The organism is Vibrio sp. 10N.261.54.E10, from assembly GCF_002877735.2.
GTDB classification, from domain to species: domain Bacteria; phylum Pseudomonadota; class Gammaproteobacteria; order Enterobacterales; family Vibrionaceae; genus Vibrio; species Vibrio crassostreae_C.
Window position 1 is genome coordinate 1 of sequence record NZ_MCXE02000002.1, and the last position, 21,618, is coordinate 21,618.

The 21,618-nt window shown below is 42.9% G+C and carries 20 protein-coding genes; 4 read left to right on the plus strand and 16 right to left on the minus strand.

The window, feature by feature from the left end:
- Positions 1-62 precede the first annotated feature (62 nt).
- Positions 63-1,597, plus strand: a protein-coding gene (locus BCU07_RS11295) for an IS3 family transposase (protein ID WP_413286081.1) whose coding sequence is annotated in 2 segments (ribosomal slippage) — positions 63-516 and positions 516-1,597 — 1,536 coding nt in all. Because the reading frame shifts where the segments join, the coding sequence is not laid out codon by codon here.
- Positions 1,598-1,618: 21 nt separating this feature from the next.
- On the opposite strand, the gene BCU07_RS11300 is transcribed toward BCU07_RS11295, so the two are convergent.
- Positions 1,619-1,798, minus strand: a complete 180-nt coding sequence (locus tag BCU07_RS11300) for a hypothetical protein (RefSeq protein WP_102428372.1) — start codon at positions 1,796-1,798, stop codon at positions 1,619-1,621.
- Between the two features lie 66 nt (positions 1,799-1,864).
- Complete coding sequence (locus tag BCU07_RS11305; protein WP_133154765.1) at positions 1,865-2,446, minus strand: hypothetical protein; 582 nt, start codon at positions 2,444-2,446, stop codon at positions 1,865-1,867.
- 1,096 nt (positions 2,447-3,542) lie between these two features.
- Between BCU07_RS11305 and BCU07_RS11310 the strand changes: the two genes are divergently transcribed.
- The gene (locus BCU07_RS11310) at positions 3,543-4,850 is read left to right on the plus strand and encodes a GGDEF domain-containing protein (RefSeq protein WP_102428370.1); all 1,308 of its coding nucleotides are present in this window, start codon (positions 3,543-3,545) and stop codon (positions 4,848-4,850) included.
- Positions 4,851-5,599: 749 nt separating this feature from the next.
- On the opposite strand, the gene BCU07_RS11315 is transcribed toward BCU07_RS11310, so the two are convergent.
- The 9 genes from BCU07_RS11315 to BCU07_RS11355 form a co-directional block, all read right to left on the minus strand.
- The gene (locus BCU07_RS11315; protein ID WP_004731009.1) at positions 5,600-5,752 is read right to left on the minus strand and encodes a YoaH family protein; all 153 of its coding nucleotides are present in this window, start codon (positions 5,750-5,752) and stop codon (positions 5,600-5,602) included.
- Positions 5,753-5,793: 41 nt separating this feature from the next.
- Entirely contained in the window at positions 5,794-6,942 is a 1,149-nt protein-coding gene (locus tag BCU07_RS11320; RefSeq protein ID WP_102428369.1) for a conjugal transfer protein TraF, read from the minus strand.
- Between the two features lie 50 nt (positions 6,943-6,992).
- Positions 6,993-7,880: a DUF2861 family protein gene (locus BCU07_RS11325; protein ID WP_102428368.1), complete on the minus strand. Its 888-nt coding sequence runs from the start codon at positions 7,878-7,880 to the stop codon at positions 6,993-6,995.
- Positions 7,880-8,539: a response regulator transcription factor VxrB gene (gene vxrB, locus BCU07_RS11330; RefSeq protein WP_102428367.1), complete on the minus strand. Its 660-nt coding sequence runs from the start codon at positions 8,537-8,539 to the stop codon at positions 7,880-7,882. The genes BCU07_RS11325 and vxrB overlap by 1 nt, the downstream gene beginning before the upstream one ends.
- Positions 8,514-9,986: a sensor histidine kinase VxrA gene (gene vxrA, locus BCU07_RS11335; protein WP_102428373.1), complete on the minus strand. Its 1,473-nt coding sequence runs from the start codon at positions 9,984-9,986 to the stop codon at positions 8,514-8,516. The genes vxrB and vxrA overlap by 26 nt, the downstream gene beginning before the upstream one ends.
- Positions 9,987-10,275: 289 nt before the next feature.
- Positions 10,276-11,673, minus strand: a complete 1,398-nt coding sequence (gene pntB, locus BCU07_RS11340) for a Re/Si-specific NAD(P)(+) transhydrogenase subunit beta (protein WP_017064580.1) — start codon at positions 11,671-11,673, stop codon at positions 10,276-10,278.
- A gap of 10 nt (positions 11,674-11,683) precedes the next feature.
- Entirely contained in the window at positions 11,684-13,231 is a 1,548-nt protein-coding gene (gene pntA / locus BCU07_RS11345) for a Re/Si-specific NAD(P)(+) transhydrogenase subunit alpha (protein ID WP_102428366.1), read from the minus strand.
- 300 nt (positions 13,232-13,531) lie between these two features.
- Positions 13,532-13,813, minus strand: coding sequence for an HlyU family transcriptional regulator (locus tag BCU07_RS11350; RefSeq protein WP_004731023.1), 282 nt, complete (start codon positions 13,811-13,813; stop codon positions 13,532-13,534).
- A gap of 40 nt (positions 13,814-13,853) precedes the next feature.
- Positions 13,854-14,222 (minus strand): late competence development ComFB family protein, encoded by a 369-nt coding sequence (locus tag BCU07_RS11355; RefSeq protein ID WP_017060104.1) that lies wholly within the window; start codon positions 14,220-14,222, stop codon positions 13,854-13,856.
- Between the two features lie 476 nt (positions 14,223-14,698).
- Between BCU07_RS11355 and BCU07_RS11360 the strand changes: the two genes are divergently transcribed.
- Positions 14,699-15,940, plus strand: a complete 1,242-nt coding sequence (locus BCU07_RS11360; protein WP_102428365.1) for a GGDEF domain-containing protein — start codon at positions 14,699-14,701, stop codon at positions 15,938-15,940.
- Between the two features lie 144 nt (positions 15,941-16,084).
- Here BCU07_RS11360 and BCU07_RS11365 read toward each other — a convergent pair whose 3' ends face one another.
- Both BCU07_RS11365 and BCU07_RS11370 read right to left on the minus strand, forming a co-directional pair.
- Positions 16,085-17,095 carry a Solitary outer membrane autotransporter beta-barrel domain gene (locus BCU07_RS11365; RefSeq protein ID WP_029235232.1) on the minus strand — a complete coding sequence of 337 codons (1,011 nt, stop codon included), beginning with the start codon at positions 17,093-17,095 and terminating at the stop codon, positions 16,085-16,087.
- Positions 17,096-17,173: 78 nt separating this feature from the next.
- The gene (locus BCU07_RS11370) at positions 17,174-18,145 is read right to left on the minus strand and encodes a diguanylate cyclase (protein WP_170791831.1); all 972 of its coding nucleotides are present in this window, start codon (positions 18,143-18,145) and stop codon (positions 17,174-17,176) included.
- A gap of 131 nt (positions 18,146-18,276) precedes the next feature.
- Here BCU07_RS11370 and BCU07_RS11375 point away from each other — a divergent pair, with 131 nt between their 5' ends.
- Positions 18,277-18,714, plus strand: a complete 438-nt coding sequence (locus BCU07_RS11375; protein ID WP_017060108.1) for a DUF3069 domain-containing protein — start codon at positions 18,277-18,279, stop codon at positions 18,712-18,714.
- 311 nt (positions 18,715-19,025) lie between these two features.
- On the opposite strand, the gene modC is transcribed toward BCU07_RS11375, so the two are convergent.
- From modC to modA, 3 genes are read right to left on the minus strand one after another with little or no spacing between them, the layout of a single operon-like run.
- Positions 19,026-20,132 carry a molybdenum ABC transporter ATP-binding protein ModC gene (modC, locus tag BCU07_RS11380; protein ID WP_102428364.1) on the minus strand — a complete coding sequence of 369 codons (1,107 nt, stop codon included), beginning with the start codon at positions 20,130-20,132 and terminating at the stop codon, positions 19,026-19,028.
- A complete protein-coding gene (gene modB, locus BCU07_RS11385) occupies positions 20,129-20,827 on the minus strand; it encodes a molybdate ABC transporter permease subunit (RefSeq protein WP_017060110.1) in 699 nt (232 codons plus the stop codon). Before modB ends, modC begins: the two co-directional genes overlap by 4 nt.
- Entirely contained in the window at positions 20,828-21,586 is a 759-nt protein-coding gene (gene modA / locus BCU07_RS11390) for a molybdate ABC transporter substrate-binding protein (RefSeq protein WP_017060111.1), read from the minus strand.
- Positions 21,587-21,618: the final 32 nt, after the last annotated feature.

The following is a 21,618-nucleotide window of genomic DNA, read 5'->3' on the forward strand; positions in this document are numbered from 1 at the left end:
CCTATCTGGCAGGGTAGTTGTCACTGTTAAAATTTAACCAGTTTGGGCGATAAAGAGTAATTGTGTCTCGTATCTCAGTAGAAAGAAAAGAAGCTATATTGAAGAAGCTATTACCTCCCTATTCAATGTCAGTTAAAGAAGTGTCGGAAGAGGAAGGAATTAGCACTGCGACCCTGTATAATTGGCGCCAGCAACTCAGACGTTCAGGAGCCGCCGTGCCAAATAGCAACACTTCATCAGAGCAGTGGTCAGCTCAAACTAAACTTGCCATTGTCGCTGAAACCTACTCAATGACAGAAAGTGAACTCAGCCAATATTGTCGTGAAAAAGGTCTTTTTCCAGAGCAAATCCAAAGCTGGCGCAGCGAATGTATGCAAGGGTTTAAGTCGAGTAAAGAGCAGGAAGCTGAAGCAAAGAAGCAGGCTAAAGCTGACAAACTTGAAATCAAAGAGTTGAAGAAAGATTTACGACTCAAAGAAAAAGCACTCGCTGAAACGGCCGCTCTCTTGGTACTAAGAAAAAAGCTGAGAGCCTTTTACGGGGAAGAGCCAGAGGACGACTAACCTCAACCGATGAAAGGCAGACCATAGTGACTCTAATCCTTGAAGCGAAGCAATGCGGATGCCGTTTACAGCTAGCTTGCCATGAAGTTCAAATTGACTTGAGAACCTATCGTCGCTGGTATCAGCAAGGAGAAGTTCAAGCTGACAAAAGGCCAATATGCACCAGACCTGAGCCTGCTAACAAGCTGTCTCAGGAAGAGCGTGATGCGATTGTCGAGGTGTGTAACCGCTCTGAGTTCGCAAGCTTGCCTCCAACTCAAATCGTCCCGACACTGCTTGATAGAGGTGAGTATATCGCCTCTGAGTCGAGCTACTATCGAGTACTGAGTACGCAGGGGCAACTTCACAAGCGAGGTCGTCAGCGGAGCAGACAGAAGCAAGCGAAGCCAACCAGTTACACAGCGACGGACTCAAACCAAGTCTATACGTGGGATATCACTTACTTACCTTCAAAGGTTCGAGGCCAACACTATTACCTGTATGTCATTGAGGACATCTACAGTCGAAAAATTGTTGGTTATGAAGTGTATGAGCATGAATGCGGTGAGCTAGCGTCACAACTTCTGCAACGAACGTTGATGCGAGAGCAGTGCTTCAATCAAGCACTGGTTCTTCACTCAGATAATGGTGCGCCGATGAAGTCGTTGACGTTCAAAGCAAAAATGGAAGAGTTAGGTATTACTTCATCGTATAGTCGCCCAAGAGTCAGTGATGATAACCCGTATGTTGAGTCATTGTTCCGCACGGTAAAGTACATGCCAAGCTGGCCAACGAAAGGCTTTGAAACAATCGATAGTAGCCAAAGTTGGGTTGAAGCCTTCGTACGCTGGTACAACACCGAGCACAAGCACAGTCAGCTAAATTACGTCACGCCTTCAGAGCGTCACAATGGAAAAGATAAAGAGATCTTGAAGCGTCGTGTAGAGGTATTGCTCGCTGCAAAACAGCGAAAGCCTGAGCGGTGGTCTGGTGATATCAGGAACTGTGCGCCTGTTGGTGACGTTCACCTAAATCCAGAAAGAGAAGCTGCTTAATAAGTAAGCAAATGATGACAACTACCTTGAAAAACACCGAATAAGTTCAATTACAGAGGCAATTCCGCGGTAAAGTTCTGGTGTTGATTGACTATTGATATTGAGTACTTCTTTCCAAATTTGCCTCGCTTTTGTATCTTTATACTTTGGATCTTTGATTTGTTTAATAATTACTAATAATGCATCTGCTGAATTTCCCATTGACACCTACTCTCGGTTTAATAATAAAGACAATATATAGATTAACTGTATAAACATAACTTCTTGTTATTTTGTTCTATTTGAAAATTTATACTTTCTGGTTCTCCGTAATTCTTGTTCCAGTTGAATCAGTGTAAGTCGTTTAATTTTAAGATCTGTCAACATAAGCTCATCACTTACTTTTTGAACTTTTACATACCAATATTTAAAACCGAAGTAAAAGAAAAAAACAGCTATTGTTATTAATATGAGAATAACCCACATTACACCTGTAGCTTCAGCTATATCGAATGCATTTCTATAATCAGTTCTTATAGCTTCTTCATACTCTTTAATTGCTTTTTCGTGATTGGACTTGATCTGAAGGAGCCCTTGAACTTCCTGTTCACTGCCATCAGAGATAAGGGTCCACTCAATGATATTCTCGCCTAAATTCCCTTGTTCAATTGACTCTAACCTATCAAGAACTCTTTGGTAATTCCCCGTAGTTCTAATGTGATGAGTTTGAGCTATAAGTTGCTTTTCAGCATCGTACATTACATAACCCAACAGCATAAAAAGTGCAATTACGCCAGCAACCAACCAAGCTCCAAATATGGCACAAAATTTATATAGATTGTCTGTAGGTGGGGTAGGAAAAAAATTCACTATAAATATGATCCTTTCGAATTGAAGAATTTGCCAACACAACATAGCAATTTTTAGACAAAAAATTATACGTTCGCATAAAGAGTTTGTATGTCTAGTCTGATTTAAAAAAAGAATTATACCTATTAAACCCATTTACAACAGTGATTTAAATCATTAGCTGTAAAACTGGATGCTTAAAACGCAGATGCTTGTCGTAGAAATGCAGAAAGGGCGAATTTTTAGGAAAGTCGCCCTTTCATTAGTGTGAATTATCGACGTTTCTTGTATCGTTTTCTTGTGGTGTTCGCCCTCACCAAGCGCCCGTTCTTGAGCGTGTAACCTTTCTTAAGTTGGCCGTTTTGCTTTCGGCCTTTGCATTTGTAACCTTTCTTAGCCATTGGGGTCCTCCAGTTTTCGTATCCGTTGCTCTTGGTCTTGCTGCACTCGTTTTATCCAGTTGATGTCTGTTTTTAAAGCCGCAATCGTGCCAAGGCTTGAGACTCAACCAGTAATTAGTGCGATGATTAATGCATCAAAAAATTCCATCACTTAGTTTTCCATCGAAATGCATAGTATTTAAGTAGGTATCACACCATGGCGCGCATGCCTAGCGTATCGACCACAACAAACCAATACGGATCGGGATAACCTGCAGCGCGTTAAAGCTTATTCGACATATGGCGCGTAATTGGGAATGAAAGACAAGATGAGTGGTGCAAACGCTCTCATAAACAACAAAGTGTTTCGATAAAACGAGCCCAAGAGGTGACACTGTAACATAACTGCCCGCACTTTATTGATGAACAGTAACAGTGGCCTCGTGACTCGTTATCACAGCAAGCCTTATAACTCGCACACACCACTCTGATTACAACAAACCGAGCCATTTTAAATTAAACTGTATAAATATACAGTTAAATTACTACCCCCGTAAAACCGCACTTATTGAGCAAATAACATTCAGAATCAAGGCTCTGCGTTCAGATTTTAAACTTCCATTTGGTTAAATGAATCTCTTTCCTGTATAACCTCAGCTCTGCGTTAGTTTTAGGTATACCGACTCCACCTAAGGCAATACTCAAATAGAATCTTCGATTGCGCCAACTCTAAGGCATTGCGCATTACATTCGAATCACGTGTACGGGTTAGTATCATGAGCGACAAAGCATTCCGAAAACTCAACATATTCCTTTCGATTTTTTGCCTAGCAATCACGCTAGTGTCGTTGATCTCTTTTAATACGCTCATGAATAAGAGCTACGTTATTACACCCGACAAATACCCTACACGCGTTAACACAGACAGAGACCACGATGGTGGCACCGTAGGCTCATTACATAAGCTAGAAGATGGAATTGAGTTACAGTGTGACTTTGAACGAACCTATAGCTTACCCTTCTGTGAAATTGAATTCGTTATATCGACACAAGGTAAAGGGCTCGATCTCTCGACGTACGATTCGGTCACCATTAATATGGATTACCAAGGCCAAGAAGACCCAAGGTTTCGCTTCTACATTCGTAATTACGACAAGAATTACAGCGTGAAAGGCGATGCTATGTCGAATAAGTTCAATCGCTTAGACTTCTCGTTACCAGATAAAAACCACATCGACTTAAACTACTTCAACGTTCCTTTTTGGTGGATTGATCATTACAACCAACCGATTACGAGTAGCGCGGTAGACATTACAAACGCGGTGTCTGTTGAGCTCGGGCTTGGAGCCAGCACGCTCGATGGACACCATTCACTTAAGATCTCGAGCATTGTTTTCCACGGTAAAATCATCAGCAAAGCTTTGTTAGGCGAACTCCTAATTGGATTATGGGTGACGTACGCCATCTATTATGTGGGTTGTGCGTTACATATCGCGCAAAGAAGCAAAACGCGCGCAGCAGAGCAACAACGCTATTTAACCCAAGAAATTGAAGAGCTAAAGGTAAAGGCCACAACCGATCCGTTAACCGGATGTAGAAACCGAACCGAAGCGTTAGATACCTTCTATGATTTCGAATGGCTGGCGCAACAAGGAAAAACCATTCACATCGCGTTGTTTGATTTAGACCATTTTAAGCAGATCAATGATCAACATGGCCATGAAGTGGGTGACAAAGTACTTATTCAGTTTGTCGCAACGGCGAACGAGAGCCTTGGTGATCAGTACTTACTTTATCGCTGGGGTGGTGAGGAGTTCCTTTTAGTTTGCCTGGAACAAACTGCGCTACAGTGTAACGAATCTATCGATGATTTTTACCTAGCAATGGACCAAAGCCCTTGGCCTAAAGCGCTTAAAGTAACGGCTTCGACCGGAGTAACGCAGCTTAAACAGCATGAATCGATACGTGCTGCCATCAAACGTGCAGACAAAGCACTCTACCAAGCGAAAGACAACGGACGAAACCAAGTCGCTACGTTTTACTAAGGCTTGCTAGACTGGACTGCAGTTACACATTCAAACTCTCTGCTAAGACTCAATCAACACACCATTAATACCCTGTCGATATCGACTCTCCACTTAAAGCAGCCGTTAGATTTTTAACCGCTGACTAAATAAGCTCATAAGCTTTGTTGTCTCATTAGGATTCTAGTCGATTCGCACACTTCACAATAGCATTCTCTGGTTTATTACGTATCGTTCCTCAATCGCTCTATAAACAGCTCTTCCTCACGCCTCGAAGCTTCTCCTAAGCATTTGTTCTTAAAGTCACATATTTGGGAGTGAAGCTTGCTCTAACCAGTGGTAAGTCACTCGCAGTATCGGTTTTGAACATTACCGTCATCACTTATCTCGCACTGTTCTTAGATGAAATCCTCATTTGTCTGCTTCTGAACATTCATGCACTCGTATCCGCTAAAAGCAGAAGTCACAACGTCACTAGCTTAAAAAACGCCTTATATTGAGCCAATTAGGCATGGTGACATAAATACTGACACCTAAAATGGCATTTGGTTTACTTTCAGATCTTGCTGTAATTTAATTACAAATAGAAACCGAGAAAAGCATATAAAGTGGATCACTCCGCTGTAACGTACTGAATAATATCAATTTAAGGGTTTTGGTTAGATCGGAATTTAGGGTAACTAAAGAGTGGGTATGTACGAGATAATATACTAGAGGGTAATGTATTTAGTTATAGTGCATTAAGGTGTTAAAAAAGAAGGGCTGATGCCCTACTCTTCTTTATTACTCATTTCTTCACGAATTTGCTCAGCAACGATTTTGATAGCTTGTGCTGTGCTGATTCCCTGAGTCATCATTTCTTGAATTCGTTCAACAGCTTTCTGTTGTTCTTCGTGAGAAAGGGTTGGTAAGTCGTTTAGCATGCTCTGCTCCTTTATTTAGGAGCAGAACTATATAAGGACTGTTAGTAACTAGCAAGGAAATTGATTGAAGCGCCCATTGCATTTTCATTTGTGTAGTTCGCACTTAGATCTAGCTGGAACAAGTTGAGTGGCGAGATACCAATACCGGCTGTGACTGTTCCTTCCGAATCAGAGTAAGCTAGGTTCTTGTAGTACCCTCCCCTTAACTTAAGCTGACGCAGAAGATCGACTTCGGTACCAACACGAATCATCTGTTCGTTATCAGCAAACGAAGTAAACTTCTCAGTCTCGTTTAGGTCGTAATCAACACTGAAAGAAAAGTAATCCGATACGATGCCGGCACCCACTGTGTATACCGGTTCAAGTTGATAAGTGTATTTACCACCAACTTGGTGTGTCGCAGTACTTGTGCTGCTGTTTAGCGTTCTCGTCGTATCTTTGGTTTCGATGTCTCGAGAGATTAAGTTAGTTGCTGCAACACCCACTCGGAATGGGCCGAAGAACCAAAGCGCACCTGCATCCATGTTAAATGCCGTTTCGCCGTCACTGTTTTCTCTTACATCAGATAAGTCGTAATCATCAACCGATGCAACATAGTTGTACGTGTAAATACGTTGGATTTTAGGTGTGATACCAAATGAGATGTGTTGACCCATAAAGGTTTGGTATTTTGCTAAAGAAAGGCCGACTTCTGCGACACCGATTGAAACCGCTTCAACGGTAGACAGTTCCACTTTATCTGCATCCGAACCTGTTGTGTAAACGTTAGGTGTTGCAAATGATTCTGTGTAGGCTTTCGCGAAAAGGTTTGCAGCAACAAACTGGTTAGGAAGTGCGAACGCAACAACACCACCCAATTCAACGTTGGCTTGATTGCCATCCAGTTTATTCAGTGCAGCGTCTAAGTCTGCAGTGTTTGATGCATCAACGACACTATCAATGTTCGACTTCATGTCGTTAGGGTCGTTATAGCTACCACCAAAACTTGGCGTGATCATTCCCATATCATCGTTACGACGATAAATGGCAACAAGTGCTGGGTTATAGAATGGAGCGGTTAGGAAGTTTGCTGAAACAACACCAACACCACCCATCGCATCACCACGCGCTTCAATGGCGTAGTTTGCTGCTGAAAGAGGAAGACTGGCGAATGCAATTGATGCTGCGAGTAGTTTAGTCGTATTTTTCATGCCGTTTATCTTTGTTAGATCCCTTACATAGTTAACGGCTCAATTCTAAATTACTTTAACTCTTCTTCGCTAGAAATATCATAAGTTTTACTGATAGTTTGTGCTTGTTCTATCGCTATGTCACCTTGCCAGCGTGAATGCACCATTGAAACCGCCAAAACGTAGCGATCATTGGGAAGTTCTTCGCCAGTGAGGTTCATTGGATAATCAGATTCATAGCTCTTGCCCCACACCTGCTCATAGTGTTCATCGACGTAATCGTACAAACCAATTTCGAGCTTAGGAAGCGGACAATAAGGATTCAGCAGTTCTTTTTTATCGATGCGCCACGTGTCTTTTGATGCCCAACGAACTTGCTGGCGAAAAGAAACGTCACCAAGAATAATCCAAGTACTCCATGAATTACCGCCATCACCTTTCACACTTAAACGATACAGGCCTGATTCAAGTTGAGATGCTAAATTGTAACGCTTGCGGTATAGGCTCACCGATGCGTTGTTTACCACTTCACTGTCTTTGGTTAGCTCACTGTCCGATGAAACAATCTTATCGACCCATTTCTCGAAGGTAATATCTTGAATGTTGTTTGCGGATTCAACATCAATCGATACGCGAAAAGTATCTCGGCCAGGGCTTTGAATGATGTGTCTTTTAACGACGACTGAACTGATCCAATCTGGGAGTGTTTTTCTGGTGAGGGATTTACCACAATCTTTGTTCAATGCTTGATCGAACAGCTCATTGAGGTGGTCTTCTCGAGATTGAGAAGAGTTGATTTGCCAAACTTCCACTAGTGAATCAAACATCTGAGGTAAGTCATTATCCAACAGATGTTTATGAACTTGAGTTAGAGTATCGCTACTCTTAAACCAATCTGCAGCTTGCGCGGTATTCACCACGCAAGACAACATTAATAGTGGAAGTAAGGCTTTTTTCATTACGCTTTCATCTTGTAACCAACGCCACGCAGCGTTTCGATTTCTAGACCCGGCAGTTTCTGTCTTAGTTGCAGAACGTGCGTGTCTACGGTACGTGTTGTTGGGAAATGGTTGTAACCCCATACATGGTCAAGCAGCTCATCACGAGTGAATACACGGCCAAGGTTGCTTGCCAAAAATAGCAGTAGGTCGAACTCAGTACGCGTTAACGTGACTTCCAGTTCATTGAAAAACACTTCACGTGTCGCTTTATCGATAACCAGATTTTGAGCCATCACTTTTGATGCATCTTGTTCTTCAGAATCTGGCAGGCGAAGTTGAGCACGAATTCGAGCAAATAGCTCAGCCTCTGCGAATGGCTTTGTTAAGTAGTCGTTTGCACCTGAATCTAGGCCCGCTACTTTGTCTTTTACTGTCACGAGAGCCGTCAGCAAAATAACTGGGATATCTTTCTTTTTCTTCCAACCTGGAAGTGAATCTACTGAGTCGCCATCAGGAAGTTGACGGTCTAGAATCACTAGATCCGCTTGTTCCCAGTAGCCTTCAACTTCAGAGATCAGTTCTGCATGCAAACATTCATATCCAGCTTGCTCAAGGCTAACTAATAAACCGTCAGCTAAATTTTTATCATCTTCAACGAGAAGCAATGTCTGTTTCACAAGGTATCTCCAAAATAAATGTTGTTGGGGGGCCGATAAGCGTCATGTGACCGCCCATTTTTCCAACCATAGATTCCACTATCGTCAGACCTAAACCGAGTCCACTCTTACTTACGAATGGCTTTCTTAGTTGCCCCCAATCTTTGCGAGACAAGTCTCCATTATCTATAACTTTGAATGTCAGCTTCTTGTCAGAAGTATTCAGTTCTAGAATTACTGGAGCCACACCGTATTTCACGGCATTTCTGATTAGGTTATCGATGCACGTTCCCAACCAATATACGTTCACTTTTGCAGCTATATCTTTGTTTACACGGAGTTCAATCCCCGGCGCAAAGTCTTCTTCAACTTTGTATTGGAGCCACTCTTCAACACTTGGCACCCACTCTGTTGCGAGCGGTTGATTATCTGATTGCAGGTAATCTTTACTTGCTTCCGCCAACTGTCTTAAACGGCGTGTATCTTCACACAGCCTACGGAACTCATCATATACCGATTCTGGTAAGTGTTCGAACTCACGCCTGAACCCTTCCACCGTCAATGACAAACTCGCAATCGGCGTTCTTAATTCGTGCGTTAGGATTTGAAGAACCAGCATGCGACTCTTCATCTCTTGTTTCTTGCTGTTCCAGCGGTAAATCGCCCAACCTAAGACAAGCATGATGTTGGCAATAACCAAGATAAACATGGCGACTTGCAGAAGCTCTGAATGATCTTCTATTTCCCAACACACATTACCACGCTGGACAAAACAGCTTTTACCTTCTGAAGACAAGCTAAACGATAACCCAGCAAGCGTGGCATTTTCGTTCCAGACTGATTTTTTATACAGGTAATATCTGTAGCCGCGTTTTACCCACATCTCATCAAGCTCAACAAACATACTCGCACCCGCTAACAGCGCGGTGATTGCTTCGCTATCCATTTGTTGCAAGCGAGACAGTAGTTCATCGTGTTCGGTGTTTGGTCGCTCTTGAATATGCATAAAGCGCTTCAGAGAGTCGAATTTTTCTGGGTACTTCTCAACGTATCGTGCCGCATAAGAACCGCCGCCAGGGTGAATCAAACCACTACGGCTAAACCAACGGTCAGAAAGCTTGGTGCCTTTACACATTGCACGAGTAAAAACTAAAGGCTCAGTAATCAAAGGGCTTAACGGCAGTTTACCACTACAGGTTTTTGATAACTGGTACAAGCGCTGAATGTCTTTTAACGGGTACTCTGCTGTTTGTGGCAGCATAGAAGACGGCATGATCAAACGTGTTGGATAATCAGCCTGTAGCACTCGAATATCGTAAGATTCGATTGCCGTTTCATGATCAAAGAGTTTGGTGAAATTATCGATACGCTCAGGTAAAGAGTCAGCAAATGCGTTTGCAGACACAGACAACGTAGCGATAAGAAGAGTAAATGTTCTTTTGATGATCACAAACCAACGCAAATTCATATAGATCAACCAAATATATACCATTCGCTATCAAAGATAAATTTTTAACCGCATGAAAAACATTGAGAATGGCGAGCTACAGAGATAAAGGCCAATATATTACGGCCACATTGTACATATGTACTAGTAGGCTGATTGGCAAGCCAAACCTCAATTGCGACAAGTTTTGCATCAGGCTTCGTCAACTTCGTATCAACTGAGATCACACATAGAGTCGCTTTCGTAAGATAAAAAAAGGAGCTCAAATGAGCTCCTTATCGAGTTGTTACAGATTGTTTAGAGGTGATCTCTATAGATGTTCTAAGATACTTAGACAACTCTTTTTAGCATCGCCAAACAGCATCTGCGTGTTCTCTTTGAAGAACAGTGGGTTTTGCACACCGGCGTAACCTGTGTTCATCGAACGCTTGAATACGATAACATTCTGAGCGTTCCAAACTTCAAGTACTGGCATACCAGCAATTGGGCTGTTTGGATCTTCAAGTGCTGCAGGGTTTACGGTGTCATTCGCACCAATTACCAATACAGTATCTGTCTCATCGAAGTCATCGTTGATTTCGTCCATTTCTAGAACGATATCGTAAGGCACTTTCGCTTCAGCAAGCAGTACGTTCATGTGACCCGGTAACCTACCAGCAACTGGGTGGATACCAAATCGAACATTAATGCCCTGCGCTCGTAGCTTCTCAGTGATTTCATGCACTGGGTATTGTGCTTGAGCTACTGCCATGCCGTATCCAGGAGTGATGATTACTGACTTAGAGTTTTTCAGCATATCAGCCACATCTTCAGCTGATGTTTCGCGGTGTTCACCTTGCTCTTCATCGCCATCAGACACAACCACTTCTTGGCCGAATCCACCAGCAATAACACTGATGAAAGAGCGGTTCATCGCCTTACACATAATGTAAGACAGAATCGCACCCGACGAACCAACCAATGCACCAGTTACGATAAGCAGATCGTTTGCAAGCATGAAACCTGCCGCTGCTGCTGCCCAACCAGAGTACGAGTTAAGCATAGAGACAACTACTGGCATATCTGCACCGCCAATCGATGCCACTAGGTGGTAACCGAATGCGAATGCGATAAGTGTCATCACCATTAGTGCGAACATGCTGCCGTCTGCTTTAACGAACATGATCATCAGCAGTGTAGAAACTACGATAGCCGCTAGATTCCACTTGTGCTTATGAGGGATGTTCAATGCAGACGAAGAGATAACGCCACGAAGCTTACCAAACGCAACAATAGAACCCGTGAACGTCACCGCACCGATAAACACGCCAAGGAACACTTCCACTAGATGGATAACGTGCTCTGCATGAATATCTGCAGGGTTGATAGAAACAGCAGCAGGTGGATCGATGTAGCTGTTGTAACCTACAAGTACTGCAGCCATACCTACGAAGCTGTGCAGAATTGCAACCAGCTCTGGCATTTCAGTCATTTCTACTTTTCTTGCGTAGTGGATACCAATACCACCACCGATCACCATAGCAATGATGATCCATACAATACCTGCAGAGTGAGGACCAAAGATCGTCGCGATCAACGCAATTGCCATACCCGTGATACCGTAATAGTTACCTGCACGCGCAGATTCCTGTTTCGATAACCCAGCCAAGCTCATAATAAAAAATACAGCAGCAACAATATAAGCTGCTTGTACTAATCCTTCAGACATCTGTTACTCCTTAGTCTTTACGGAACATTTCAAGCATACGTTTGGTCACGGTAAAGCCACCAAAGATATTGATACTTGCAATTAATACGGCAATAAATGATAAGAACGTGACGACGCCACTTCCTTGTCCGATCTGTAACAGTGCACCTACTACAATGATGCCTGAAATCGCGTTAGTCACGGACATCAAAGGCGTATGCAGAGAATGGCTTACATTCCAAACTACGTAATAACCCACCACACAAGCGAGAACAAAAACGGTAAAGTGAGATAAGAACGCAGCTGGAGCAACCGAAGCTACCCAAGCGAATGCACCAACAGCTACCGCCATACCCGCCACTTTCTTAATTGGAGAAACAGGTTCTTCAACTTTAGGCTCTGGTTTGGCCGCTTTTGGCTTAACTTGTTGTGGTTGAGCTGAAACTTGAATTGGTGGAGCTGGCCAAGTGACCTCGCCCTCTTTAACCACAGTAACACCACGCAGAACAACATCTTCAAAGTCGATTTTGATGTTGCCATCTTTCTCTTTGCAAAGCAGTTTCAGAAGGTTAACTAGGTTCGTTGCATACAGTTGAGATGATTGAGTCGGCAGTCGACCAACCATATCAGTGTAACCAACCACCTTCACACCATTAGCCGTTGTAATGACTTGATCCGCAACCGTGTATTCACAGTTACCGCCATTGGCCGCCGCAAGGTCTACAATCACACTACCTGCACTCATGCTGTCTACCATCTCTTTGGTAATCAGCTTCGGAGCCGGGCGACCTGGAATCAGCGCCGTTGTAATGATGATATCAACGTCTTTTGCTTGAGCTGCATAAAGCTCTTCCGCTTTCTTATTGAATGCTTCAGACATCTCTTTTGCGTAGCCGTCACCAGCACTGGTATCTTCCTTGAAATCCACTTCCAAGAATTCAGCACCCATCGACTCAACTTGTTCTTTAACTTCAGGACGAACATCGAATGAACGAACGATTGCACCTAAGCTACCCGCAGCGCCGATTGCCGCTAGGCCAGCAACACCAGCACCTGCAACCAGTACTTTTGCTGGCGGAACTTTACCCGCAGCCGTAATCTGGCCCGTGAAGAATCGACCAAACTCATGCGCCGCTTCAACAACAGCACGATAACCCGCGATGTTTGCCATAGAACTCAATGCATCTAACGCCTGAGCTCTTGAAATTCGTGGTACAGAATCCATCGCCATCACGTTGATGTTACGACTGGACAATTGTTCCATTAATTCTGGATTTTGGGCAGGCCAAATAAAGCTGACCAATGTTGCGCCATCTTTAAGAAGATCGATTTCATTTTTAGGCTCGTCAACGATCGGAGCGTTAACTTTAAAGATAATATCGGATTTCCAAGCTTCATCTGCGGTGACAACTTTTGCTCCAGCTTGTTCATAAGCTGCATCTTCAAAACTTGCTAACGCACCTGCTTGTGATTCAACACAAACTTCAAATCCTAATTTTAGAAGCTGTTCTACCGATTTCGGCGAAGCAGCGACTCGCGTTTCACCTGCGAGCGTTTCTCTTGGTACACCAATTTGCATAGCTATTCCTTGACTATTGGCACGAATGACTTATTCGTTTGTATCTAACGACAACTAATACTTCAAGCGTTTTGTTCAAAGAACAGGAAAAGTTATTACTTATAACGATTTGGACGGAATTTGAGCGCTTCATTCGGATAAATGACGACCGTCTCGAACCAAGAGGTCAAACCACTTGCAAATAATCCTTTTAATAACAACTCACTAGCTGTTCTTTATCCATAAAACTAAAAAGAGCTTTCAGCATATACACTGAAAGCTCTCTAAATTATGACCAACATCAATTCTAACCCTAATTGGTTAGCTAAATATATTGTCGCCCATTTGGTCGATGAACATCTGCGATTTTTTGAGCATCAATTCATCGGCATCTTGTTTGTTTGAAACAACATCTGAACGAATAAAACGGTGAGTTTTGATTTCACCATCGAATTCTTTCTCGATTCGCCCAGCAACACGGTATTGACCAGATTCTGCAATGGCATCTTGATAGATATTGAAACCCTTATATTCGACTGGCTCAATCTCTACTTTTTGTTCGGTTTTTTCTTTGCCACCAAATAATCTAGAAAAGAATCCCACGTTTTTTTACCCCTTAAATGACCGTATTCACCCTAAACTATCATGACTGTTTACGGTTCAACAACGGCTTTTCATACCATTGCAATTCTACGTCATCGTCAAAATTGTGTTGACTAAATATAACAGGCACATTGTCATCACGTTCACGTCTTCGATCGTCAATAATCATACTTTCTGCATTTTTGACCGCGATCTCACTATTGCGTTTATAGAGCACCAATTTGTCTTCTGGCAATGCTGACAGAAAATCGATATCAAAACGAATATAGATAGGTTTTAGCTGACCCAAAGCCAAGCACGCGAGATCGGCCAACTGTTCGTTGGTATAACTAGACACATATTCCTCGGTAGCCAATACATGACCTACCAGAGTTTCCATATAGTTATGTACATCAACACTAATTTGCATACCACACCTCCATTTGTAGCGGTTTTTCTAGTCGCAGTCGTTTCTAAAGTCACTTGAAACCATGCAATTCCTAATAGCTTTCTATAACTCAGTTATAGGTTTTACTGTCCATAGTTGAAACTTAGGCATTATTTAATCTTACTCTGACTTCATTACAGATCTTCGTCGCTTAATGAAAAGGTCACTCAATGATAACTGATCATCAAGCCCTTTAAGTGACAGCGCCAACGTAAGAGCAGCAGAGCAGATTTTGTTAAGTATCTATAACGACTAATTAATTTCTCATATATACTGTGTAGTTCGTTCTAAGGTTAATAGCAACTCAAAATACATATAAAAATGATTGCACCAATAGCGACCTATGACTATGTTTTTGCTCTAATTTAGGCAAAAAGCTTGGCAATCGCTTGTTTAACCGTATCCTACGCATAGTATTAAATAATAAGATCATCAATATAGTTAGGCTCACCACATAAATGGCATCATCTTTTGTAACGTCGAGCATGTTTCGATTTTGCTTCCCTTTAGTCCTGTTAACAATTTTGCTCGTTGGTATGGACAACGTCATTCTCGTGACGGACTCAAATTTAGGGTTTGCTAGCAACCTCCCTTACATTTTATTGAGCGTTGCGGTTCTGCTATGCCATACGTTCAGACAAGGTCGAATGGCGATGGTATCGGTGACCATGCTTGTCGCTTATCTGATCATCCAAGTTCGCTTACAAATGCCTCTCAATACTGGCACAACGCTATTAGAGCTCTCGTTACTTGCGGCATTAGTACCTGTCACTTGCTTACTTGTTTATGCCTTCCCTGATAACGGCGTAAACTCAAAGTCGATGCTGCTCTACGCCATCGTTCTTGTTCTGTTTATGGTGTGGGCACAATTGATCGTCTCTCACTTCCATGCCGGCGGTTTTGAATCATGGAGTGATGGTCTTCTATTTATTGTCAGAGACTTCTCCAAACTGCCTTTTGTTTTGGTGTTGTATAGCCTTTGCTTACTTGGCCTTACTGCCATTCTCGTGTTGGTGTATAACCGCTCTATCGATGTTGTGGTTTATAGCGCTATCCTGCTTTCTTCTTGTACGTTCATCTTCTTCGATATTCAGTACATCTCGAGCACCATGTTCTCGCTGTCAGGCACACTGATCATCGTCTATGTGATGTCTGCTAGTCATGATATGGCCTTTAACGACCAACTGACTAACATTCCCGGTCGACACGCCTTAGAAGTCGATATGAAGCACTTAGGGCGTAAGTATTCGATGGCGATGGTCGATATTGATCACTTTAAACAATTCAACGATACCTACGGACATGACATTGGCGACGATGTGTTAAAACTGGTGGCACGCATTCTGAGGGAAACCACAGGCGGCGCTAAAGCTTATCGCTATGGTGGAGAAGAGTTCACGATTATCTTCAAAGGAAAACATTCGGAACAAGTTAAAGAGCACCTTCAAGCTCTGATTTCCGAGGTTCAAAACTACGACATGACGATTCGTAATAGTCATGAACGCCCCGACGATCATGAAGTGGGTATGAAAAAGCGTGGCAAGAAAGGCAAACCATCGGAAGTGGTGAATGTGACGGTGAGTATTGGATTGTCTGATAGTACAACCACCAGACATCCTGAAGAGGTGTTGAAGCTTGCTGACCAAGCGCTGTATAAAGCGAAAGAAACCGGTCGAAACAAACTGTGTATTGACCGTTAACAATAGTTGATAGCGAAAGATATTGAGTGCTAGAGATCTAAATAGCTTAAGCCATTAATAGCGATCTGCTTCAATAACTATCACTTCCAAGTTCAACGAGCCTCATTGATTTGAGGCCGTATGGGCTTAACTGGAAAAAAGAGCTTAATCTTGGTTGAAGAATATAACCAAGCTACCACCTTTTAAGCTACTTCCGTAGTTAATCGTAAAACCTATTCCCACGTTATCGACCCACTCATTAAACAGGTTTGGGTTAAGCAACCAACCAACACTGCCCTCGTAGTAAGATGTGGTGCCCATAGATGCCACGGTGTCACCACCAATATCAATTCGTCTTATACTCGAGTACATCGAAGTGATGTTCTTATCCCAACGCACGAGATCATAGAAAACCTTGGCTTCATTGGCGATATACCACCCTTCAGGATGACCGACATTGCCATTATTCGCCTCGCCCCAGCCGATGCCATTAAAGTAATGCCAACTGGTGCTCAATTTATACTTTCCCCAGTCATTCTTATCTTCGTACATCAGCTTGATTTTAGGCTCGATGATGTAAGCCCAAGCATCAGTATTGAGATATACGCCATCCAGTTGGTCTTGAATAGGCTTTAGCAACGAAGCGCGATATTCATAATCATTGCGGTAGTAAGAGATGTGGTTACCGATTGCAGAGCTGAAGCTCCAATATTCGTCTAGCTGGGACACATTCGCGAATTCGACGTAGCCAGACACTACCGACTCTTTTTGAAAATCGTTTCTGTTTGCTGCCGCGTACTCGACATCGTTCTCGATTCGCAATGCAGACAAGCGTAGCGTCACCTCTTGATGGTTGTCTTCGATGTAACTTGGTAATTCAAATGTGTAAGGCAAACTCAGGGAGGTGATGTTTTGGCGACGACTTACCGAATCATTCGAACCGATGTCTTCATTGTCCAAACTAAACACTTTATTGGGGTCAAAGTTATTGATACCAAAAGTGAAAACATCGGTGTCGTTGAGCAATACACTGGTGGCAAAGCTCTGCTCTAGATCCTTTCGAAAAAGATCAGATAGCGTATTGGCATTAACAGTGGTCGCCAAAGCGGTAAAAAATAGAGGAACCGCAAGCGTCCAAGATGTGTTAGTCATAGAAAATGACTTCGAATGTGGCATTTCTTTTATCACTTAAAGCACTTCCTAGCTCAAACGCTATTAGAAGTATAAATTCAAATATCTAAAAGAGCTCGCCAACTAACGCGCAAGCTCCAAAATGTTACGTTGTACAAAGGTATTTCTACCACTTTGCTTCGCTTGATAAAGCGCTTGATCGACCTTTTCGTAAATAGACGCAATAGATTCGCCACCTTCTGGCACAAATGACAACACACCTTGTGACGCTGTCACTCTATCCGATACCGTTGAGTGTTCATGAGCGTAGTTCATCTCATGCAATGCCTCTTTAACTCGAGTCGCGTGTACCTTAGCGCCTTCACTGTCTGTATCGCTAAGAATCAGAACAAACTCTTCACCGCCATAACGACCTACAAATTCTCCCGCACGAACAAACAGCTGTTTCAAGGTATTAGCAAGCCCTTGTAAGCACTTATCCCCTTGAATATGACCATAATTATCGTTGTAAGGCTTAAAGAAGTCTACATCTAGAAGTATGACTGTCATGGATATATTACGTCTTCCGTGCCACGCTATGCTCTCTTCAAGCTTAGTATCCATATATCGACGGTTATACAATTTGGTCAGGCCATCTTCGTTGGCTTGTTGCTGCAGAAGGATGTTCAGTTCTTCGAGTTTGGCTGTGCTTTGTTTTAGCTCTCGTCTCATGTGCGCGATACGTTGCATCGCAATCAGCTTAGAATTCAAAACAACCTTGTTTACTGGCTTGATCAGGTAATCATCGCCACCAGCGTCAATCGCTTTTGCGATCATCTCAGGTTCTTCGTGACCACTAAGAAAGATGATGGGAACCCATTCTGGGAATCGGCTTCGAACCTCATTCGCCACTTCAAAACCATCCATATCAGGCATGCTGATATCAAGTAACACGAGTTCAGGATCAAAATCAGAATAAACACTCAGGGCTTCTTTTCCGCTACCGACAGCTTCTACAATATGACCCAGTTGCTTGAGTCGGATAGCAAGTTGCATCCTGTCTAGTTGAACGTCATCAACCAGCAATATGCGCATTGAAGATCCCTTTTCTATCATCACATCACCTTTATCTAGTGTTGAATATTCAAAGTAGCTCAAATTTGGGCTTAAATCATGCCCTAATCTCTATATTATATTGACTTTTTTACAGATCTTTTTAGCATTGTTTCTTTTTAAAGAGAAATACTATGTCAGACGCTACAAACAACGAACAACAAGAAATCGATTTAACCACCATCTCACCAGAACTTCGTCAAGTTATCGAATTTGATGGCGTACCAAAAGAGATGCACTTTATGGTTACTTCTATTCACGAAGTGTCTGAAGAAGCAGTACGCGAAGCTTGGGATAGTCTTCCAGCAAGCGCACAAAATGTTTTAGACAACTTCGAGCAGTTCCACGCTCTAATCTCAGTTAGCCAAGCTTTCGCTGGTGTTAACGTGATGGAAGAGTTCCCTACTCTTAAACTTCCAGAAGACATGTCTGACGAAGAAAAAGAAGAGTACCGTGCTCAACTGCTAGACCAAGTTCTACACAACTGTGTAAAAGACATGGTTAAACAAATCAAGAAAGCTCGTCGTGATGCAATCTTGAAGCGTGATTTCAAAGAAGTTTTTACTAAGTAAGTCGCTAGTCGCCTAAACTAGGCTAAGCGCTAACAGTACTACTTAGAATTAAGCCGCATGTTTCTTTAAACACGCGGCTTTTTTATATCCGCTATTTTCTGTTCGTCGATCGTTACGTCTGTATGTTCTTGTTGCTAATGTTCATATGATTCGACAAATCATATGCTTTAACACTCATATAGTGTGGCGCAAAACTGGCAGTTATACCGTATAAAAATGACGCATGTATCCAATCATGGAATCAAGACCGAATTTTCAGAACCTATAACAGGCAGTATCGCGACAATATCGAAAAGCAAACCTTCTCAGGTTTAATGCGTTACCGCGATATCTCTTTGAGCGACACTCACACCTTTAATTTGAGCGTAAACACGCTGCCCGATTTCTAGATTCAACTCATCCAGCGCCCACAAAGTAATGGTTGCCCATAGATAGCACCCAGACTCTAACTTTAGCTCGACAGCGACACTCTGCTTATTTGTGCCTTGCTGGTGCGTCTCTACACTTTTAATGGTCACTGGAAGGATGTTACGTATAGAAGTCCCTTTCGGCCGTTCTAGCGTGATAGAGACATCATTTGCTCTAACTTGCAGCCTCACTGTCGTACCAAGCTCACTCGATACTTTCTGAACCCATAACGACGTCGACTTTCCTAGCATCAGGCGAGACAGCGCATAATCGTCATTGTGTTCCGCTAATGTCGCTTCAAACAACGAGCTTTGCTCTGAGAAAGATTGCCAAGGTTGCATGGCTCTCGATGCCCAAACCTCTTCCGTCACACCCGACGAAATCACTTTGCCTTGGTCAATAATCACAAGGTGATTTGCCAAGCGTAAAATTTCATTGAGGCTATGAGTGACATAGATGATCGGTATTTGGACGGTTTCGGATAAGTTTTCCAGAAATGGCATCACTTCGCGCTTACGAGGCAAGTCGAGAGACGCTAAAGGCTCATCCATCAACAAAATGCTCGGCTTTGATAACAAAGCGCGGCCAATCGCCACACGTTGCTTCTCACCGCCAGACAAACGAGCTGGGTATCGGTCAAGCAATGAACCCAAAGACAACAGCGAGACTATTTGCTCAAAGTGCGCTTGATCGACGCTTTTCATACCGTATTTAAGGTTCGCTGCCACCTTCATATGTGGAAACAATCGCGACTCTTGGAACACATAACCGACGTTGCGTTTGTGAGTCGGCAAATTAATGCCATTTTCACTATCGAACAGTGTGGTTCCAGATACGCTGATCAGACCTTTATCGGGCTGTTTAAGGCCACTGATTGCATTGATAAGTGAGGTTTTACCCGCGCCAGAACGACCAAAAATTGCCGTAATGCCGCTACTTGGTAATTCCAAGTCGATATCAAAGAACGTTTCACCAAGTTGTTGTTGATATTGGAGGATCAAAGCACTCATGCATTGCCTCCCAAGCGTTGTGCTGACTTTTTGTTGAGCCACTCAGATAGCATCAATGAACCCAGCGCTATCACAATAGAAATGACACACAAACGCGCGGCTTCCATTTCAGCGCCAGGGGTTTCAATAAAAGTATACATAGCCAAAGGAATGGTTTGAGTTTCACCGGGAATATTTGAAACGAAGCTGATGGTCGCGCCAAACTCCCCTAGGCTTCTTGCGAATGAAAGCATGGTGCCGGTAATGACCCCTGGGATCATCAAGGGTAAAGTGATCGTGAAAAACACACGAAGAGGTGAAGCGCCTAATGTAGCAGCCGCCTCTTCAAGCTTACTGTCTACGGTTTCTAGGCTCAATCTAATAGAGCGAACCATCAGCGGCAACGCCACAACCACACAAGCGAGTGCCGCGCCCTTCCAGCTAAAGCTGAATACAATACCAAACACGTCATTGAGCCACGAACCTATGATACCTTGCCTGCCCATCATCACTAGCAGTAAATAGCCAATAACCACAGGTGGAAGTACCAAAGGTAAATGGACAATACTCTCAACAATGCTCTTACCTACAAATTGTTTCTTAGCAAGTAGCCATGCTAAGCCAATACCGATAGGGATAAGCCATAAGATTGCAAACCCAGCGACTTTTAAGCTCAGCATTAAGGCTTGGTATTCGTATTCCGATAAATACATCATTTAACGCACTTCAAATCCAAAACTGTTCAAGGTGTCTTTCGCTTTTTCGCTCTTTAGGAAAGTATAGAACTCTTCTGCCACAACTTTATCACTCAACTTCGCTACAGGGTAACGTATTGGTGTGTGCAGATCTGATGGGAAGGTCGACACTAGGTTTACTTCTTTAGAAAGCAACGCATCCGTTTTGTAGACAATGCCAAGCTTAGCTTCACTGCGCTCGACTAAGGCTAAGGCCATACGAACATTGTTACTTGGTGCCAATCGAGTTTTCACATCGTCCCATACACCTAACGTTTCTAACGCTTCTTTTGCATAGATACCAGCAGGAACCGACATGGTGTTACCCACTGCAAGCCTTTCATTAGTAAGAAGTTTAGCCCATTGTTCACCTTTTGATAGGTCTAACGTTACCGATGTCTCTTTAGGAGCAATCAGCACCAGTTCGTTTTCACATAGGTTTGTGACATTGTCACTATAAACCAATTTACGATCGACTAAATGCGTCATCCATTTCTCATTTGCCGAGATAAAAATGTCTGCTGGTGCTCCTCTTTCGATTTGTCGCACCAAAGACGATGTACTCGCGTACACAGGAATCACATCGACAGAATGGTCTTTCTCAAACTCTTCAACCAACAGATTAACCGCATTGGTCATCGACGATGCAGCGTAAACTCGTAGCTTTTCCGCAGCAAAAAGATGACTAGAACTCAATGCCGAAGTTAAAGCCATGGTTAAAAGGAAGACTCGCTTTTTCATTGTTATCACTTATCTATTGTTCGTTTAAGTTC

What these genes read in the sequence shown, in the direction of transcription:
- BCU07_RS11300 (WP_102428372.1), bottom strand. Translation starts at nt 1,798, where the DNA reads ATGGGAAATTCAGCAGATGCATTATTAGTAATTATTAAACAAATCAAA.
- BCU07_RS11315 (WP_004731009.1), bottom strand. Translation starts at nt 5,752, where the DNA reads ATGCTAAACGACTTACCAACCCTTTCTCACGAAGAACAACAGAAAGCT.
- BCU07_RS11320 (WP_102428369.1), bottom strand. Translation starts at nt 6,942, where the DNA reads ATGAAAAATACGACTAAACTACTCGCAGCATCAATTGCATTCGCCAGT.
- BCU07_RS11325 (WP_102428368.1), bottom strand. Translation starts at nt 7,880, where the DNA reads ATGAAAAAAGCCTTACTTCCACTATTAATGTTGTCTTGCGTGGTGAAT.
- vxrA (WP_102428373.1), bottom strand. Translation starts at nt 9,986, where the DNA reads ATGAATTTGCGTTGGTTTGTGATCATCAAAAGAACATTTACTCTTCTT.
- pntB (WP_017064580.1), bottom strand. Translation starts at nt 11,673, where the DNA reads ATGTCTGAAGGATTAGTACAAGCAGCTTATATTGTTGCTGCTGTATTT.
- pntA (WP_102428366.1), bottom strand. Translation starts at nt 13,231, where the DNA reads ATGCAAATTGGTGTACCAAGAGAAACGCTCGCAGGTGAAACGCGAGTC.
- BCU07_RS11355 (WP_017060104.1), bottom strand. Translation starts at nt 14,222, where the DNA reads ATGCAAATTAGTGTTGATGTACATAACTATATGGAAACTCTGGTAGGT.
- BCU07_RS11360 (WP_102428365.1), top strand. Translation starts at nt 14,699, where the DNA reads ATGGCATCATCTTTTGTAACGTCGAGCATGTTTCGATTTTGCTTCCCT.
- BCU07_RS11365 (WP_029235232.1), bottom strand. Translation starts at nt 17,095, where the DNA reads ATGCCACATTCGAAGTCATTTTCTATGACTAACACATCTTGGACGCTT.
- BCU07_RS11370 (WP_170791831.1), bottom strand. Translation starts at nt 18,145, where the DNA reads ATGATAGAAAAGGGATCTTCAATGCGCATATTGCTGGTTGATGACGTT.
- BCU07_RS11375 (WP_017060108.1), top strand. Translation starts at nt 18,277, where the DNA reads ATGTCAGACGCTACAAACAACGAACAACAAGAAATCGATTTAACCACC.
- modC (WP_102428364.1), bottom strand. Translation starts at nt 20,132, where the DNA reads ATGAGTGCTTTGATCCTCCAATATCAACAACAACTTGGTGAAACGTTC.
- modB (WP_017060110.1), bottom strand. Translation starts at nt 20,827, where the DNA reads ATGATGTATTTATCGGAATACGAATACCAAGCCTTAATGCTGAGCTTA.
- modA (WP_017060111.1), bottom strand. Translation starts at nt 21,586, where the DNA reads ATGAAAAAGCGAGTCTTCCTTTTAACCATGGCTTTAACTTCGGCATTG.